The organism is Pantoea coffeiphila, from assembly GCF_016909495.1.
GTDB classification, from domain to species: Bacteria; Pseudomonadota; Gammaproteobacteria; order Enterobacterales; family Enterobacteriaceae; genus Erwinia; species Erwinia coffeiphila.
Genome location: NZ_JAFBFW010000004.1, coordinates 368947 through 385311 on the forward strand (window position 1 = coordinate 368947; position 16365 = coordinate 385311).

Sequence of the window (16365 nt, forward strand, 5' to 3'; positions counted from 1 at the left end):
ATGCAATGTTTTACCGATTGAATCAATTCGGGGAGACGCCTGGCGTTATCAGCCGTTCAGTGCGACTATGCATCCAGACAACGCAAATGTCTGAACCACACCAGGTTTTTTATTGTTATATCATTGCTTTACTTAATGACTTGTGCCCGCGGCGAGCGGGCTTTTTTTCAGGGTTAATTACCTGTTCCACTAATAATTATACGCAACACGTTGGCTGAATCTTTATCCGCAAGTGCCAGCACAGATTGATAAAGGTCGATGGTCATATCGCAAAGTTTGCTCTCATCCACGCCCGGTTCTGCCGGAGTGTTAAGGGTTTGTAAGTCACTGCCCCACTTTCCGTACAGCGTTCTGACTACCGACTGAAGCTGCTTGCGGCCGCGCGGCAAGTCCACCGCGCGATCGCCATCTCGGCTGTTAACTAACAGCCGGTCCATCGCCTGCATTTCACTTTCAACCAGCGGCTGCGGCAGCAGCTCGGCAATGTCCACACCTCCCCTGACCTGCGGGAACAGGAAGCGGAAGCAGCGATCGGTACTCTGCTGGCGCAGCTGCTTCATCTCTTCAAGCGACACTTTCATATAGCCGATAAGATCATCGTCGGCGGCAGCGTTAATTCGCTGGTTGAGCAGGTCTGCCGCCAGCGGGCGCAGTCGGTCAAAAGCCTGTTGCTCAGTCAAACCGCTATGCAGACCGTTCAGCAGCTCATCGCTGGCCTGTTTGTACAGGGCCGGCTGCTGTACTTTGACGGTACGCCAAACCGGCAGCGTCGCCAGTTTTAGCTGGGCGGCATCCAGTCGGGCCGTCTCTGCCTGCTGCGGTGCCATCCAGCGGAAGTAATAAAGGTTTCCCGCCGCCAGGGGCAGGATCAGCAGCAGCAGAGCGGCAATTTTCCCCAGGCTGCCGCGCTTCACCAGTAGCGCAATCACCACCAGCCAGACCAGCGCGATCGCTGAAGAAATCAATACGGGTTGAGAAATCAAAACGGTTTTCCTGATGCAGTCAGGCCGGTTATGCCAGCCTGAAATAAAAAGGGCTTAATCCGCCCGAACGTCGACTAAAACCGGACAGCTGGCGCGTTCTATCACCGATGCGCTGCACGAGCCTTTCAGCAGACGGTTAAATGAAGAAAGGTGCCGCCGCCCCATAATAATCATCGCGGCGTTCAGCGCATTAGCCTGGGCAACGATGGTTTCTGCCGATTCACCGGCAATCACCCGTCCGCGCGCCGTCACGCCGGACTTTTGCAGTTCCGACAGTGCGCGCCGTACCACCGCTTCAGCGGTGTTTTGTTCGTCCAGCGCCATGCCAAAATCACCGGGATCTTCCCCGGCTTCAATCTCAAACGGCCCGGATGACGCATAGCTGACGTCGATACAACACAACACCACCACCTCGGCCCGCAGCGCCAGCGCCTGTTCCGTGGCCAGTGCCACAACCTTACGAGCAATCCCAGAGTTATCAACGGCGACCAAAAGCGTTTTCATAGCTTTCTCCTGTTAGTCACGCAATGCCACTTTGCCAATTTCATCCACCATCCCGAGCTTACATTTCAGGATCTCCTGACGGTAATGATCTTCAAATTTTTCAAAACGGGGAGTGGGGACCAGAAGACTGATGGAAAAACGCCCCAGAATAGTATCGATAGCCACCGCCATCGTTGACACCCCTTCCAGCGTTTCGCCACGGTCATAGGCCAGACCGGTATGGCGAATTTCCGTTAAATGCGCCAGCAGCGCAGGGAAATCACGCACGGTGAGATCGGTGATAGCCTGGTAGGCTTCGCCGAGCAGCTCGCGGGCAGCCTCATCGCTGTCCAGCGCCAGCAGTGCACGGCCGCCGGAGGTGCTGTAGAGCGGCAGGTTCATGCCAATGCGCGGCACCACCCGCAGTTCGCGATCGGCCACCACATAATGCACGATGGCCAGCTGCAGCCCGCTTGCTCTGCCCAGCGACACCGTTTCGCCCGTTGCCTGGCACAGCGCCTGAAGCCAGGGCTGAGCAATCGTCACCACGTCGGTATGCACATTGGCGATCAGCCGCAGAAGCGCCGGGCCAAGACGAACCCCACCGGCACCGTGACTGCGTACCAGCTTGACCGAGTCCAGCGCGGCAACAATGCGCTGTACGGTTGAACGCGGCAAATCCACCGCCAGCGCAATTTCGCCGAGGCTCATACCGTTAGGTTTTGCGCCAAGCGCATCCAGAATTTTTGCCGCCCGAGTGATGACCTGAATGCCACCGGTCCGTTCTTCGTCGTGCGGTATTGAGGGTTCAGACATAACGATTCTCTTTCCTTGATGTCGGGCTTACTGTAGCACTTTTTTACCCTGTCCGGCACACTGCATCGCATTGCAATACACTGCATCAAGATGTAATATCTGCGTCAATGTATCACGATGCAATACACTGCATCGATAATAATAATCCTCCCGGAGCACCTGCTATGAACAGCCCGCCGGTGGCGATGCCGCCGCCGCATCCTTTTACCCTGCGCCTGGCTCTCGGGCTGATCGGGGTGCTGATTGCCACGCTCAGTTCAGGCCTTAACGATCGCGTAACCGATCTGGCGCTGGCGGATATCCGTGCGGCGATCGGTATCGACTATGATACCGGCAGCTGGATCACCTCGGCCTACCAGGCCGCTGAAGTCGCCGCGATGATGATCGCCCCGTGGCTGGCGGTGACCTTTTCCCTGCGTCGTTTTACCCTGGTGGTGGCAACAGGGTTTGCCAGCCTGGCGGTGATCCAGCCGCTAGTGACCGATCCCGCACTGTTTATCACCCTTCGAGTCACTCAGGGCCTGTTCGGTGGCGCGCTGCCGCCGATGCTGATGACCGTGGCGCTGCGCTTTTTGCCGCCGACCATCAAGCTTTATGGCCTGGCGGCCTATGCGATGACCGCGACATTCGGCCCGAATATGGCCGCCTCCCTCGCGGCCTTCTGGACCGATTCGGTTGGCTGGCAGTTTGCTTTCTGGCAGGTGATCCCACCCTGTCTGATTGCCGCCCTGCTGATCGGTTGGGGACTGCCGCAGGACCCGCTGCGCCTGGAACGTTTGCGGCAGATCGATGCCTTTGGAATGCTGACCGGCTGTAGCGGTATGGCACTGCTGATCCTCGGCTTAACCCAGGGGGAACGGCTGGAGTGGTTTGAATCACCGCTTATCGCCGGCCTGCTGCTGGCGTCCGCCGCGCTGCTGGTGACCTTCTTTATTAACGAGTGGTATCACCCGCTGCCGCTGTTCAAATTGCAGATGCTACAGCGTAAGAATCTCGCCCACGGCCTGCTGGTTCTGGCGGGGGTACTGATGGTGTCGCTTTCCGGCTCAGCGCTGCCTTCGGCCTATTTTGCGCAGATTGATGGCTTTCGTACCGCACAGTTTGCCCCGCTGGCGCTGACTATCGGTCTGCCGCAGCTGATCATTGCTCCGCTTGTCGCTACGCTACTGAATCTGCGGCAGGTGGACTGCCGCTGGGTGTTAACCGCCGGTGCCGGGCTGATGATCGCCTCCTGCCTGCTGGGCACTCAGCTGACCGATGAGTGGGCGCGGCAGAATTTCTGGCTCATCCAGGCACTGCAGGCCTTCGGTCAGCCGATGCTGATCCTGCCGGTACTGATGAGTGCCACCAGCGTGGTGATGCCGCCGGAAGGGCCGTTCGCCTCAGCGATGTTCAATACCGTACGCGGTTTTTCCAGCGTCGCGGCCGGCAGCCTGGTGGAGAACTTTCTCACCCATCGCGAGAAGTTCCACTCACACGTGCTGGTCGATAATCTGGGTAACCGCCCCTGGCTGATCACGGCGAACAGCAGCGACGCGGCCAGCAGCCTCCAACCGCTGTTGCCTGATGGTTCAGCCAGCTCGACGGAAAATCTCAGCCACTTCAGCACGCTGGTAAAACATCAGGCGACAATCCTCAGCATCAGCGATACCTATCTGTTGATTATCGGCTTTGCCCTGCTGCTGGTCCTGCTGACCGCCTGGCTGCCGAAACGCGTCTGGCCGCCACAAACTCTCATTAATTCTGCTTCGCCAACAACGAGAACAACATCATGAGTTTCACACCTGCAAAACGTACCTCACTGCTGGCGCTATTACTGCTGGCACTAATGGGGATGGCCTTTTTTATCTGGTCGGCAATCGGCAGCCACGACTATCGCACCAACGACGCGGTGGTTACCGCCGACTACACGTTGGTGGCGCCAAAAATTTCCGGCTATATCAGTCAGGTTAGCGTAACGGATAACCAGCAGGTGAAGGCCGGTGACCTGCTGGCAACAATTGACGATCGCGATTATCGCGTGGCGCTGGAAACCGCCCAGGCGAATTTGCAGATTAGCGAAGCCAAGCTGAGCAGCGTTCAGGCCCAGCTCGATCAGCAGCAGGCAACGATTGCGCAGAATGAAGCCGCAGTCACCGCCAGCCAGGCCTCACTGAACTATGCAGGACAAAACGCAGAACGTTACCGTCAGCTGCTGAAAAGCGGCACGGCCACCGCAGACGAGCAGCAGAAATCGAACTCCACCATGCTGAGCGCCGCCGCACAGGTGAAGCAGAGCCAGGCCGCGGTGCTGGCCGCGCGTAAGCAGGTCCCGGTGCTGCAGGCCAGCGTGCGCCAGGCAGAAGCCGATATTGCCGCGTCGAAAGCCAGCGTCGATCAGGCCGAGCTGAACCTTTCCTATACCCGCATTACCGCACCCATTTCCGGTACGGTAGGCCAGCGCGCACTGCGTGAAGGGGCGTGGGTTTCAGCCGGTACGCGGCTGCTGGCGGTCGTGCCGCTACAGCAAAGCTACGTGCTGGCGAATTTCCTGGAAACGCAGCTGGCGCACGTCAGCAGCGGACAGCCGGTCAGTATAACCGTTGACGCCCTGCCCGGCGTCACTCTGCGTGGCCACGTTGACAGTATTGCTCCGGCAACCGGCTCAACGTTTGCGGCCATCACTGCGGATAATGCTACCGGCAACTACACCAAAGTGGTCCAGCGCCTGCCGGTAAAAATCGTTCTGGAGAGGGATCAGCCGGATCTGGCTCGTCTGCGGGTGGGAATGTCGGTGATTCCTGAATTAAAAATGCGCTAAATGTGAGAAAGTTCTCAGCATAATCGCCTTTATTTTGCCAGGCAATGCGGGTAAATTAGCGATCGATCCTGCCGTGGGCTCCCCACGGCGACCCTGCCTTAGCGCGTCCGGCATTAATAAGTCCGCCTGAGGTTGATTCTGTTCGCGTTACGCTGGTCCGGGATCGCCATAGCCGTAACCGCGCAGAGGAGCTGTTCGTGAAATACGCGTTTATGGGAATTTCGTTTATCCTGGTACTGTGGGTCGGCACCTTTTATCTGATGCTGTAGAGCTTCCCGAAAAGAGGGTCAGGCATGCCTGACCCTTATTGATCTCGCTCGCGGTCAGAGCGTTTCTGCGCTACCTTTCGCGGCAGATGGCAAAATGCCATCTGCCCGGAACATGGTTTTAATCCCTCTTACCGCCTGGCGAATGCGGTCGCTGTTCTCAATCAGCGCAAAGCGTACGTGGGTGTCACCGTAGTCACCAAAACCAATTCCCGGAGAAACGCAGACTTTAGCTTCCTGCAGCAGCAGCTTGGCGAATTCCAGCGATCCCAGATGAGCGTACTGCTCGGGAATTTTGGCCCAGACGTACATTGAAGCTTTAGGGTTGTCGACCATCCACCCCGCTTCGTGCAGCCCTTTCACCAGCACATCGCGGCGGCGCTTGTACTGCTCGGCAATATCGCGTACGCACTGCTGATCGCCTTCCAGCGCGGCAATGGCTGCGACCTGCAACGGCGTAAAGGTGCCGTAGTCGTGATAGCTTTTGATACGCGCCAGCGCCGCAACCAGATCTTTATTCCCCACCATAAAACCGATACGCCAGCCGGCCATATTGTAGCTTTTTGACAGGGTGAAGAACTCGACCGCCACATCACGCGCGCCCGGAACTTCCATAATCGACGGCGCTTTCCAGCCGTCATAGACGATATCGGCATAGGCCAGGTCGTGAACCACCAGCACGTTGTACTGCTTCGCCAGGGCGATGACCCGCTCGAAGAAGTCCAGCTCCACGCACTGCGCGGTCGGGTTGGACGGGAAGCCGAGGATCATCATTTTCGGCTTGGGATAGCTTTCGCGAATGGCGCGTTCGAGTTCGTTAAAGAAGTCGACGCCCGCCACCAGCGGCACGGAACGCACCTGCGCACCGGCAATCACCGCGCCGTAAATATGGATCGGGTAGCTGGGATTGGGTACCAGCACGGTGTCGCCGTGATCGAGTGTCGCCAGCATCAGGTGCGCCAGACCCTCTTTCGATCCGATGGTGACAATGGCTTCCGATTCCGGGTCAATCTCCACCTGGTAGCGATCGGCATACCAGCGGGAAATCGCCCGGCGCAGGCGGGGAATACCGCGCGAGGTGGAATAGCCGTGGGTGTCTTCGCGCTGGGCAACGGTGCAGAGTTTTTCCACAATGTGCGGCGGCGTCGGGCCATCGGGGTTGCCCATGCTGAAATCGATAATATCTTCACCACGACGGCGTGCGGCCATCTTCAGTTCAGCAGTGATGTTGAACACGTAGGGTGGGAGGCGTTCGATACGGGAGAAACGACGGGTTGAACTGATATCAGCCATAGTATTTTTGCTCGCTTACGTTAGCGCCCGGACCGTCCGAGCGACGCCGGCCACTGCGGTGGCCGTGCAACGAACATAGCGTAATATTCCGACGGCTGTCGATAGGCCGGATAAAATTTTTTATTCCAGCGGATTTACGCGCCCGAACAGCCAGTCATTCACCCACTGCCCACGCAGCAGATAATTATCCCGCAGCGTGCCCTCCAGCTCGAAGCCGTTTTTTTCCAGCACCCGGCGTGACGCCCAGTTGCCCTCCACCACCTGCGCCTTCAGCTTGTGGAACTCGCATTCACGGAACAAATACTCGCTTAGCGCGGCCAGCGCTTCACTGCCATAGCCGAGGCCAAAATAGCTGCTGAGCAGCGAATAGCCGACTTCCGCCTGTCGGTACGGTGCCCATTCTGCATTGGTGCCGATCAGCCCCACCGCTTCACCATCCTCTTTGCGCCGTACCACCAGGCACAGCATATGGAAACTGGTGATCTGCCAGGGGGCCAGACGGTCCTGAAAGCGCTGACGGATGTCCGCCAGCTGCGGCACGGCGCTGATAAAGCGCATGCTGGCTTCATCGCTGTGCACCTGTAAAAACAGCTGCCAGTCTTCCGGCTGCAGCCGGGTGAGAATGAGTCGCTCGGTGGTCAGTTGCATAGATATCTCAAAAAAAGGGAAAATCCACTCTTCGGCTGTTTTTTTAGTGCCGCTTTTCACTTACTGATAACGTGACGTTAGCAAAAAAGTGTGCGGATAACGACAGGATACCGTCGCAAAATCTATATTTGACTGGCGGATCTCAGTATCGTCAGCAGGGTTATTCCTATCGCGGAAAAAAGACTACGCTAAGCTTTGCCAGAGGATGTTGCAGAGAATGGTTTTCTACGCATTTTTAATATCGCAGAGCTGCAAATCAACATCCTCTTTTTAGTACTCGGTTTTTCCTCTATTAATGAATTCGTTACTTCCCTGCCGCCGATACGGAACGAAATCCGGCGATAACCCCCTTTTAAACTGCGGACTTTCCTCAATTAACGGTGAAAAATCGTCAATCCGGCCCAAATTCGTCGAGAATATCAACATCCTCTTTTTGTTACTCAAGATTTCCCCTATTAACACATCAATATCGCCGAACCCTGCCACAGCCGTAGCGCATCCGCCCGCCTTTTCTTATCATAGTGACATTGCTCCCCGTCAGCCGAGACGCCCGTGCACTCTATGTTTGAAATGTTGCTCGCCGTATTTGATCGCGCAGCGCTGATGCTTATCAGTCTGTTTTTTATGACCCGCACCCGCCATTTTCGCCAGCTGCTGCAAAAGGATGAGCACTCGCGCCAGGAACTGTTCGCCGTCACGGCAATCTTCTCGCTGTTTGCCCTGTTCAGTACCTGGACCGGCATTAACGTTGAAGGTTCGCTGGTTAACGTGCGCACGATTGCCATTATGTCCGGCGGTATCCTGTTTGGCCCCTGGGTAGGCATTGCTACCGGCGTGATTGCCGGGGTCCACCGTTTTCTGATCGATATTCACGGCGTGACCTCGGTCCCCTGCCTGATTACCAGCATCGTGGCCGGGATCGCCTCCGGCTGGATTAACCTGAAAGTGGTGAAAGAGAAACGCTGGAGCGCCGGGATCGTTGGCGGCATGCTCTGCGAATCGCTGACCATGCTGCTGATTGTGCTGTGGGCTTCCCCGACGTCATTAGGGATTGATATCGTTGCTGAAATCGCCATCCCAATGATCCTCGGGGCCAGCAGTATCGGCCTGATCGTGCTGCTGGTGCAGAGCGTTGAGGGCGAGAAGGAAGCCAGCGCGGCGCGGCAGGCCAAGCTGGCGCTGGATATTGCCAATAAAACCCTGCCGTTGTTCCGTCAGATCAACAGCCATTCCCTGCGCCAGGTGTGTGAAATCATTCGCAGCGATATCAAAGCGGATGCCGTGGCGATCACCGACAAGCATCAGATCATGGCCTACGTCGGTTTTGGCGAAGAGAACTACCGCAACGGCGATGACGGCATCAGCCCGACCACCTCGGCGGCGATTTCCGAGGGAAAAATCATCATTAAGAACAATGATGAAGCTCATCGCACGCCGGAAATCCATTCGATGATTGTCATCCCGCTGTGGGAAAAAGGGGAAGTCACCGGCACGCTGAAAATTTACTACTGCCATGCACACCGCATTACCTCTTCCCTGAAGGAGATGGCTATCGGGCTGTCGCAGATCATCTCCACCCAGCTGGAAGTGTCGCGCGCCGAACAGCTGCGGGAAATGGCCAATAAGGCCGAGCTGCGGGCGCTGCAAAGCAAGATTAACCCCCACTTCCTGTTCAACGCACTGAATGCTATCTCTTCCTCTATCCGGCTCAATCCGGACACCGCGCGGCAGCTGATTACCAACCTCTCCCGCTATCTGCGCTACAACCTTGAACTGAACGATGATGAAATCATTGATATCAAGAAAGAGCTGTATCAGGTGAAGGACTACATCGCCATTGAGCAGGCACGGTTCGGCGATAAGCTAACCGTGATCTACGATATTCAGGAAGATGTCAGCTGTTCGCTGCCCAGCCTGTTAATCCAGCCGCTGATTGAGAATGCGATTGTTCACGGTATTCATCCCTGCCGGGGCAAAGGCGTGGTGACGCTGAGTATCCAGGATCACGGCGATCGCGTGCGGATTGCGGTGCGTGATACCGGCAACGGTATCGCCGAAGAGGTTATTGCCCGGGTGGAGAATAATGAGATGCCGGGCAATAAAATCGGCCTGCTGAACGTTCATCATCGGGTCAGGCTGCTGTATGGTGAGGGGCTGCATATCCACCGGCTGAATCCGGGCACGGAGATTTCCTTCTATATCAGTAAAAATGGGGCTTCCCTGCCGGAAAATGAGCGTATTTCGCTGTCGGTATAATTTTTGTAAACCGGGAAAACGTTGTGAAAGCGATTATTGTTGAAGATGAATTTCTGGCCCAGCAGGAGCTGAGCTGGCTGATCCGTCAGCACAGCCAGATTGTGATTGAAGCGACCTTCGATGACGGGCTGGACGTTCTGAAATATCTGCAAAGCCATCAGGTGGACGTGATATTTCTGGATATCAATATTCCTTCGCTGGACGGCATGCTGCTGGCGCAAAACATCAGTAAGTTCGCCAATAAGCCGCTGATAGTGTTTATTACCGCCTATAAAGAGCACGCGGTGGATGCTTTTGAACTGGAAGCATTCGACTACATTCTTAAGCCGTACCACGAGATGCGCATAATCACCCTGCTGCGCAAGCTGGAAAACCACGTTCGTCAGGACACGGTACAAAACACCGCCACTCCGCGCCCCGCTTCCCACAGCATTAACCTGGTGAAAGACGAGCGCATTATCGTGACCGATATCAACGATATTTATTATGCCGAAGCGCACGAGAAGCTGACGTTTGTGTATACCCGGCGGGAAGAGTATGTGATGTCGATGAACATGACGGAGTTTTGCAGCCGCCTGCCGGAGGAGTACTTCTTCCGCTGTCATCGTTCGTACTGCGTCAACCTCAGCAAAATCCGCGAGATTGAACCCTGGTTCAACAATACCTACATTCTGAAACTGCGCGATCTGGAGTTTCAGGTGCCGGTAAGCCGCAGCAAGGTGAAGGAGTTTCGCCAGCTGATGCGCCTGTAGTTACGCATCAGCCAGCGTGGAAGCCGTGGATTACAGTACCTGGCCCAGCGTCTGACGCAGATGCGCACCGGCACCCAGCAGGCCTGGCTGATCGTGGGTGATCAGATACACCGGAATATCACTAACGTAATCTTTAAAGCGGCCTTTATCTTCAAAGGCGGCGCGGAAGCCGGAAGCCTTAAAGAAATCGAGGAAGCGCGGCACGATACCGCCGGCGATAAACACACCGCCGAAGGTCCCGAGGTTCAGCGCCAGGTTGCCGCCGAAGCGACCCATAATCACGCAGAACATCGACAACGCGCGGCGGCAATCGGTGCAGCTGTCGGCCAGTGCCCGTTCGGTGACGTCGCGCGGCTTCAGCGCTTCCGGCACGCGGCCGTCTGACTTCACAATGGCGCGATAAAGATTCACCAGACCGCCGCCGGAAAGAATACGCTCGGCGGAAACGTGGCCCAGTTCGGCACGCAGCACTTCAAGGATCTGATCTTCTTCTTCGCTATTGGCCGCGAAATCCACGTGGCCGCCTTCGCCCGGCAGGCTGATCCAGCGCTTGTCCACGTGTACCAGGTGTGAAACACCCAGCCCGGTTCCGGCACCGTAAATAGCAATCGGTTTGTCTTTCACCGGCGCTTTGCCGCCGAACTGCAGCAGATGCTCTTCCTGCAGCATCGGCACCGCCATCGACACGGCGGTAAAATCGTTGATAATTTCCAGATGCTTCAGGCCGAGGCTGGCTTTCATCTCGCTGGTGGAAAATGCCCAGTCGTGGTTGGTCATTTCAACCCGGTCACCGGTGATCGGGCAGGCGATAGCAATACAGGCATCGTGAATTTCCTGCTGCTGTTCATCGCGCCAGGTGCGGATTACCGCTTCCAGACTGTCATAGTCAGAGGTGGAGAACGTTTTGGCCTGTGAGATGGCACCGCTTTCAAGATGACAGAGTGCCAGGCGCGCATTTGTGCCGCCGACATCACCTACCAAAGCATACTGGGTCATTATGGTTTTGCTCCGCTTAATCAAGTAGACACACTATAAATTTCCACTGCGAAAACAACAACGCTCACCGGGAAGAAAGGTGAGCGTTTCGGGCTAAAATCCGCCGTTTCGGAAAATTTCAGTTTATTTACCGAGTAGAACGGCCGCAATCGTCGCCGTTACCGGCTGTTGCGCTCGTGCAAGGAGCGGGTAACCGCCGCCAGCAGCGGCGGAATATCGGCTCGCGGCAGCACCACTTCCACCAGCGATAAACGTGAACTATCGGCAGCCAGCTGCATGACGTCTTCCAGCTGCACCGTCTGGGTCACCCGCCAGCTTTCCGCCGGGTTGTCCAGGCTCAGCGCCTCGGTCAGATGCGTCCAGTTCCATCGGGCGATATCGTTATAGCGCTGTTCGGCACCGTGGATCGCCCGCTCCACCGTATAGCCATCATTATTAAGCAGAAAGATAATCGGATGCTGGCCATCGCGCAGCATGGTGCCCAGCTCCTGCACCGTCAACTGCGCGGAGCCGTCGCCGATAATCAGGATCACCCGGCGGCCAGGCTCTGCCGTAGCGGCACCAAAGGCGGCAGGCAGCGTGTAGCCAATCGATCCCCACAGCGTTTGCACCATCAGGCGGGTATTTTCCGGCAGCCGCAGCGCGGCAATGCCAAACGCGGCGGTCCCCTGATCGGCAAGAACGATATCGCCGGGGCGTAAGAACGCCTGCATGGCCTGCCAGAAACTGCCCTGGGTTAGCGATACCGAACGATCTTCCTCCATCACGGGAGGGGCGACAATATGTTGCCGCCAGCCGCTACCGTGCCGCCTTGCCACCCGATGCAGCACCTCCAGCGCTGCCGCCATCGGTATATCGTGGAAACAGTGCTCCCGTACCCGGCATTCGTTCAAGCCGACATCGATGGTTTTACCGCTGTCAATCTGCTGGGTAAACCCGGCCGTGACGGTATCGGTAAATTTGACGCCAATGGTGATAATCACCTCGCTCTGCTCAATCACCTCGCGGGTGCTCTGCGCACTGGATGCGCCGGCATAGGTTCCGGCAAAGCCATACAGGCTTTCGGGCACCACGCTTTTGCCCATCAGCAGAGTGGCAAAGGGCATCGGCACCTCCCGTAGCCAGCTTGCCAGCCTCTCCTGCTGCCCTGTCCGATCGGCAAGGAAGTCCACCAGCATCGCCACGCTGCGGGCTTTGGCCAGCAGCTGTTCTGCCGCGTCGGCAAACGCCGCCAGCTGCCGTTCGTGACGGCTGGTGCGCAGATCTAAAGGCGATGACGGCGGTGAAATCGGGCTGGCAGCAACGTTGGTGGCCAGCAGCAGGTACACCGGTCGATGCTCGGTCAGTGCGCAGCGCAGCAGCCGGTCGATTTCCGCCGCGGCGTTATCGGCGGTCAGCACGCTGCTGGCCACCGAGATTTCCTGATGCATGCGCAAAAAATGCCGGAAATCGCCGTCGCCCAGCGTGTGATGCAGTAATTCAGCGTTGTGCTGCGAGGTCTGCGACGGCGCACCGACAATATGCACCACCGGCAGATACTCCGCATAGCTGCCGGCCACACCGTTAATAGCGCTAAGCTCACCCACACCGAAGGTGGTCAGCAGCGCGGCGGCACCCCGGCAGCGGGCATAGCCATCTGCCGCATAGGCGGCGTTAAGCTCATTGGCGCAGCCAACCCATGCCAGTCGCGGATGGGCGATCACGCTGTCGAGAAATTGCAGATTGTAGTCGCCCGGCACGCCAAACAGATGGTCAATGCCCGTCTCATTCAAACGTTCCAGCAGATAATCACCCACGGTATAACTGTTCATTGCTCACACTCCTCTGCGGGGCATAAGCTGAGTATTAGCGATAATTTTCACTTCGTTAGCAGAAAGGCTGCGCGGGAAATGGCAACAGAACGTTACGCTAATAATTCTCCCTGAGTTGCGATCCGTGGCGCTATTTTTGTGAGTGTAACCGTATACACTGATGTGCTGTGTCGCCATATTTCTTCTTAACTGACGGGATTTTTTTATGTTTTATCAGGCAGATGAACAGCGTTATCAAAATATGACCTACCACCGTTGCGGCCGTAGCGGCCTGAAGCTTCCGGCGATTTCGCTGGGACTTTGGCATAATTTTGGCGACAGTACCCGGGTTGACGTCAGTCGTGACCTGCTGCGCCACGCCTTTGATAACGGTATCACCCATTTCGACCTGGCCAACAACTACGGCCCACCGCCGGGATCGGCCGAAGAGCATTTTGGCCGTATCCTGCGGGAAGATTTTCGTCCGTGGCGCGATGAGCTGATTATTTCCAGTAAGGCTGGATATACCATGTGGCCCGGCCCCTACGGCGACTGGGGTTCACGTAAGTATCTGATTTCCAGCCTCGACCAGAGCCTGAAGCGTATGGATCTCGAATACGTCGATATCTTCTATCACCACCGCCCGGACCCGGAAACCCCGCTGGAAGAGACGATGACCGCCCTCGACCATCTGGTACGTCAGGGGAAAGCGCTGTACGTCGGGCTGTCTAACTATCCGGCGGCACTGGCGGCCGAAGCCATCGCCATACTGAAAGATCTGGGTACCCCCTGCCTTATCCATCAACCGAAATATTCCATGTTCGAACGCGCACCGGAAGCGGGCCTGCTGGACGTGCTGTCCGAGCAGGGCGTTGGCAGCATTGCCTTCTCACCGCTGGCCGGAGGCATGCTCACCGATCGCTATCTGAACGGTATTCCTGAGGATTCACGTGCCGCCAGCGGCAGCCGCTTCCTGAGCGAAGACCAGCTGACAGCCGAGAAGATGGAGAAGGTTCGCCGGCTGAATTCGCTGGCGCAGCAGCGCGGGCAGAAACTGTCACAGATGGCGCTGGCCTGGGTGCTGCGCGGCGACCGCGTGACCTCGGTGCTGATCGGTGCCAGTAAAACCAGCCAGATTGATGATGCGCTGGGAATGCTGGATAACCGCAGTTTTAGCGCAGAAGAGCTGGCGCAGATCGATGCGATTCTTGGCTGATTAGCTGGCTGGCTGGCTGGCCGCGCAGATTTAAGTTATCCCACTGCGACCGCCAGCAAATTATCGTTTCAGGTTACGATCAGGAACTGCCGCCAGCTTCCCGCCGCTTCAGGTTAAAACACGGCCTGAAGCGCGGGTTTTCAGACAGTACGGCATGTCGCCAATTTTACTGTGCTGACTCATTCATCTTCCAACCAGCCATTTTCTGCACCATCAAGCCTGTAGAGCAGACACGTGACCGTTCGGTTTTCTGCCCTTGCCCCAGATAATTCCCAAATCCGCATCTTTTAACGCATTTCAGACTCCGCCAGTCGTCACGCACTAAGCCCGCCCCTATTCTGCTGATACGGTGGAGAAGTCGGGCCGCTGATAAGGAGATAATATGAAACGCTTATTGTTGATTGCCGCTTTAGTGGCATGTTTATCACCGCTGGCTCTGCACACAGCACAGGCAGACAGCGCAAGAATTACTCTGGCTCCGGGCATTACCTTGCATTTGGGCGACCGTGACGATCGTGGCCGCTACTGGGACGGCGGGCGCTGGCGTGATGACCGCTGGTGGCGCAATAACTATCGCTACGATGAAGGGCGCTGGTGGCGACACGAGCAGTGGCGACGCCATGAAGAGATGCGCCGCCATCATCAGTGGGAGAAAGAGCGACGCTGGCGGGAACATGAACGCCGCCGCGAATGGCGGGAGCACGATCGCGATCGCCGCCATCACCACTAATATCCTGAAAAGAAGATAAAAAAAAGGGCAATCCGCGAAGAATTGCCCTTTTTAACATCGAAAAGAAATTACAGGCCGGTCGCCATCGACACCAGCAGATAGCCGTTCAGCGCCACCACAATCACCACGATCAGCCGGCCAATATTCTGCATCAAACGCGAGTTCACCATATCGCCCATCAGTTCGCGGTTGCCGGTAAATGCCAGCAGCGGCACCAGCGCCAGCGCAATACCAAAGCTCAGCACCACCTGGCTCATCACCAGAATACGGGTCGGGTCCCAGCCCGCAATGATAACGATAAATGACGGCACCATGGTAATAACGCGACGTACCAGCAGCGGGATATGGAAGTGGATAAAGCCCTGCATCACCACCTGTCCGGCCATAGTGCCGACGACCGTTGATGACAGACCGGCGGCCAGCAGGCTCAGACCAAACACCACCGCCGCTGCTTTACCCAGCAGAGGATCGAGGGTGAGATAGGCCTCATCCAGATCGGCAATACCGCTGTGGCCGCTGAAGTGAAACGCGGCAGCGGCAGTGGCCATCATCGCCAGGTTAACAAACCCGGCGATGGTCATCGCCACGGCCACATCCAGCTTGGTGGAACTGTAGCGCTCGCTGCGCGTGCCGCCATCACTCTTTTGGGTCAGCGAAGAGTGAAGGTAGATCACGTGCGGCATAATGGTCGCGCCCAGCACCCCGGCGGCAAGCAGCACCGCGTCAGCGGTTGGCAGCGATGGCACCGCCATACCCTGCAATAAATCCACCACTTTCGGCTGGGAGAAAAACAGCTCGATCACGTAGGCGGCGGCGACAAACAGCAGCAGGCCGCCAATCACCAGTTCAAGCGGCTTTTGGCCTCGGCTTTGCAGCATCAGAATCAGGAAGGTGGCCACCCCGGTAAGCATGGCACCCTGCAGCAGGCTGACGCCAAAGACCAGCTTAAAGCCGATCGCCGCACCGATAAACTCAGCAAGATCGGTGGCCATGGCGATGATTTCTGCCTGCACCCAGTAGAACCAGACCACCGGGCGGGGGAAGCGATCGCGAATATGCTCACACAGGTTTTTGCCAGTGGCGATGCCGAGCTTAGCCGACATCAGCTGAATCACCATCGCCATAATATTGGCCCAGACCACCACCCACAGCAATTTGTAGCCGTAGGAGGCACCGGCCTGAATATTGGTGGCGAAGTTGCCGGGATCGATATAGCCGATCGCCGCGATGAAGGCAGGCCCCATCAAGGCAAACTTAATTTTTCGGTTACTGCGGACGCTCTGCTGCGCAGTGCGACTTTCCAGCATAGTGGTGACCCCTGATCTGCGGCTGATAC

At 56.9% G+C, this 16365-nt stretch carries 15 protein-coding genes; 7 read left to right on the forward strand and 8 right to left on the reverse strand.

Going from position 1 to position 16365, the window contains the following annotated elements; genetic code table 11:
• Positions 1–173 precede the first annotated feature (173 nt).
• The 3 genes from JOE09_RS15185 to JOE09_RS15195 are packed head-to-tail and all read right to left on the reverse strand — an operon-like array spanning position 174 to position 2282.
• The gene (locus tag JOE09_RS15185; RefSeq protein WP_239553104.1) at positions 174–983 is read right to left on the reverse strand and encodes a hypothetical protein; all 810 of its coding nucleotides are present in this window, start codon (positions 981–983) and stop codon (positions 174–176) included.
• A 54-nt stretch (positions 984–1037) separates the two neighbouring features.
• Positions 1038–1487: a universal stress protein gene (locus JOE09_RS15190; RefSeq protein WP_105593335.1), complete on the reverse strand. Its 450-nt coding sequence runs from the start codon at positions 1485–1487 to the stop codon at positions 1038–1040.
• A 12-nt stretch (positions 1488–1499) separates the two neighbouring features.
• A complete protein-coding gene (locus JOE09_RS15195) occupies positions 1500–2282 on the reverse strand; it encodes an IclR family transcriptional regulator (protein ID WP_205066364.1) in 783 nt (260 codons plus the stop codon).
• A gap of 164 nt (positions 2283–2446) precedes the next feature.
• Here JOE09_RS15195 and JOE09_RS15200 point away from each other — a divergent pair, with 164 nt between their 5' ends.
• The 3 genes from JOE09_RS15200 to ypdK all read left to right on the forward strand — a co-directional run bounded on the left by JOE09_RS15200 (position 2447) and on the right by ypdK (position 5351).
• Complete coding sequence (locus JOE09_RS15200; protein WP_205066365.1) at positions 2447–4057, forward strand: MFS transporter; 1611 nt, start codon at positions 2447–2449, stop codon at positions 4055–4057.
• Positions 4054–5082, forward strand: a complete 1029-nt coding sequence (locus tag JOE09_RS15205; protein WP_205066366.1) for an HlyD family secretion protein — start codon at positions 4054–4056, stop codon at positions 5080–5082. The genes JOE09_RS15200 and JOE09_RS15205 overlap by 4 nt, the downstream gene beginning before the upstream one ends.
• A gap of 197 nt (positions 5083–5279) precedes the next feature.
• Positions 5280–5351 carry a membrane protein YpdK gene (gene ypdK, locus JOE09_RS26440; protein WP_105593363.1) on the forward strand — a complete coding sequence of 24 codons (72 nt, stop codon included), beginning with the start codon at positions 5280–5282 and terminating at the stop codon, positions 5349–5351.
• A gap of 54 nt (positions 5352–5405) precedes the next feature.
• Here the strand turns inward: ypdK and alaC are convergent, their stop codons facing one another.
• Together alaC and JOE09_RS15220 are read right to left on the reverse strand one after the other, a co-directional pair.
• Positions 5406–6641 carry an alanine transaminase gene (alaC, locus tag JOE09_RS15215; protein WP_105593331.1) on the reverse strand — a complete coding sequence of 412 codons (1236 nt, stop codon included), beginning with the start codon at positions 6639–6641 and terminating at the stop codon, positions 5406–5408.
• 120 nt (positions 6642–6761) lie between these two features.
• A complete protein-coding gene (locus tag JOE09_RS15220) occupies positions 6762–7289 on the reverse strand; it encodes a GNAT family N-acetyltransferase (protein WP_205066367.1) in 528 nt (175 codons plus the stop codon).
• A 570-nt stretch (positions 7290–7859) separates the two neighbouring features.
• Between JOE09_RS15220 and JOE09_RS15225 the strand changes: the two genes are divergently transcribed.
• Positions 7860–9545 (forward strand): sensor histidine kinase, encoded by a 1686-nt coding sequence (locus JOE09_RS15225; RefSeq protein ID WP_105593362.1) that lies wholly within the window; start codon positions 7860–7862, stop codon positions 9543–9545.
• A 23-nt stretch (positions 9546–9568) separates the two neighbouring features.
• Positions 9569–10297, forward strand: coding sequence for a LytR/AlgR family response regulator transcription factor (locus JOE09_RS15230; protein ID WP_105593329.1), 729 nt, complete (start codon positions 9569–9571; stop codon positions 10295–10297).
• Between the two features lie 30 nt (positions 10298–10327).
• On the opposite strand, the gene glk is transcribed toward JOE09_RS15230, so the two are convergent.
• Together glk and JOE09_RS15240 are read right to left on the reverse strand one after the other, a co-directional pair.
• Positions 10328–11293 (reverse strand): glucokinase, encoded by a 966-nt coding sequence (glk, locus tag JOE09_RS15235; RefSeq protein ID WP_205066368.1) that lies wholly within the window; start codon positions 11291–11293, stop codon positions 10328–10330.
• Between the two features lie 158 nt (positions 11294–11451).
• A complete protein-coding gene (locus JOE09_RS15240) occupies positions 11452–13104 on the reverse strand; it encodes an alpha-keto acid decarboxylase family protein (protein ID WP_205066369.1) in 1653 nt (550 codons plus the stop codon).
• 205 nt (positions 13105–13309) lie between these two features.
• On the opposite strand from JOE09_RS15240, the gene mgrA reads away from it, so the two are divergent.
• The gene (mgrA, locus tag JOE09_RS15245; protein WP_205066370.1) at positions 13310–14299 is read left to right on the forward strand and encodes an L-glyceraldehyde 3-phosphate reductase; all 990 of its coding nucleotides are present in this window, start codon (positions 13310–13312) and stop codon (positions 14297–14299) included.
• Between the two features lie 382 nt (positions 14300–14681).
• On the forward strand, positions 14682–15029 hold the full coding sequence (locus tag JOE09_RS15250) for a DUF2502 domain-containing protein (protein WP_200563489.1): 348 nt from the start codon (positions 14682–14684) through the stop codon (positions 15027–15029).
• Positions 15030–15097: 68 nt separating this feature from the next.
• On the opposite strand, the gene JOE09_RS15255 is transcribed toward JOE09_RS15250, so the two are convergent.
• Positions 15098–16336 carry an Nramp family divalent metal transporter gene (locus JOE09_RS15255; protein WP_205066371.1) on the reverse strand — a complete coding sequence of 413 codons (1239 nt, stop codon included), beginning with the start codon at positions 16334–16336 and terminating at the stop codon, positions 15098–15100.
• Between the last annotated feature and the right edge of the window lie 29 nt (positions 16337–16365).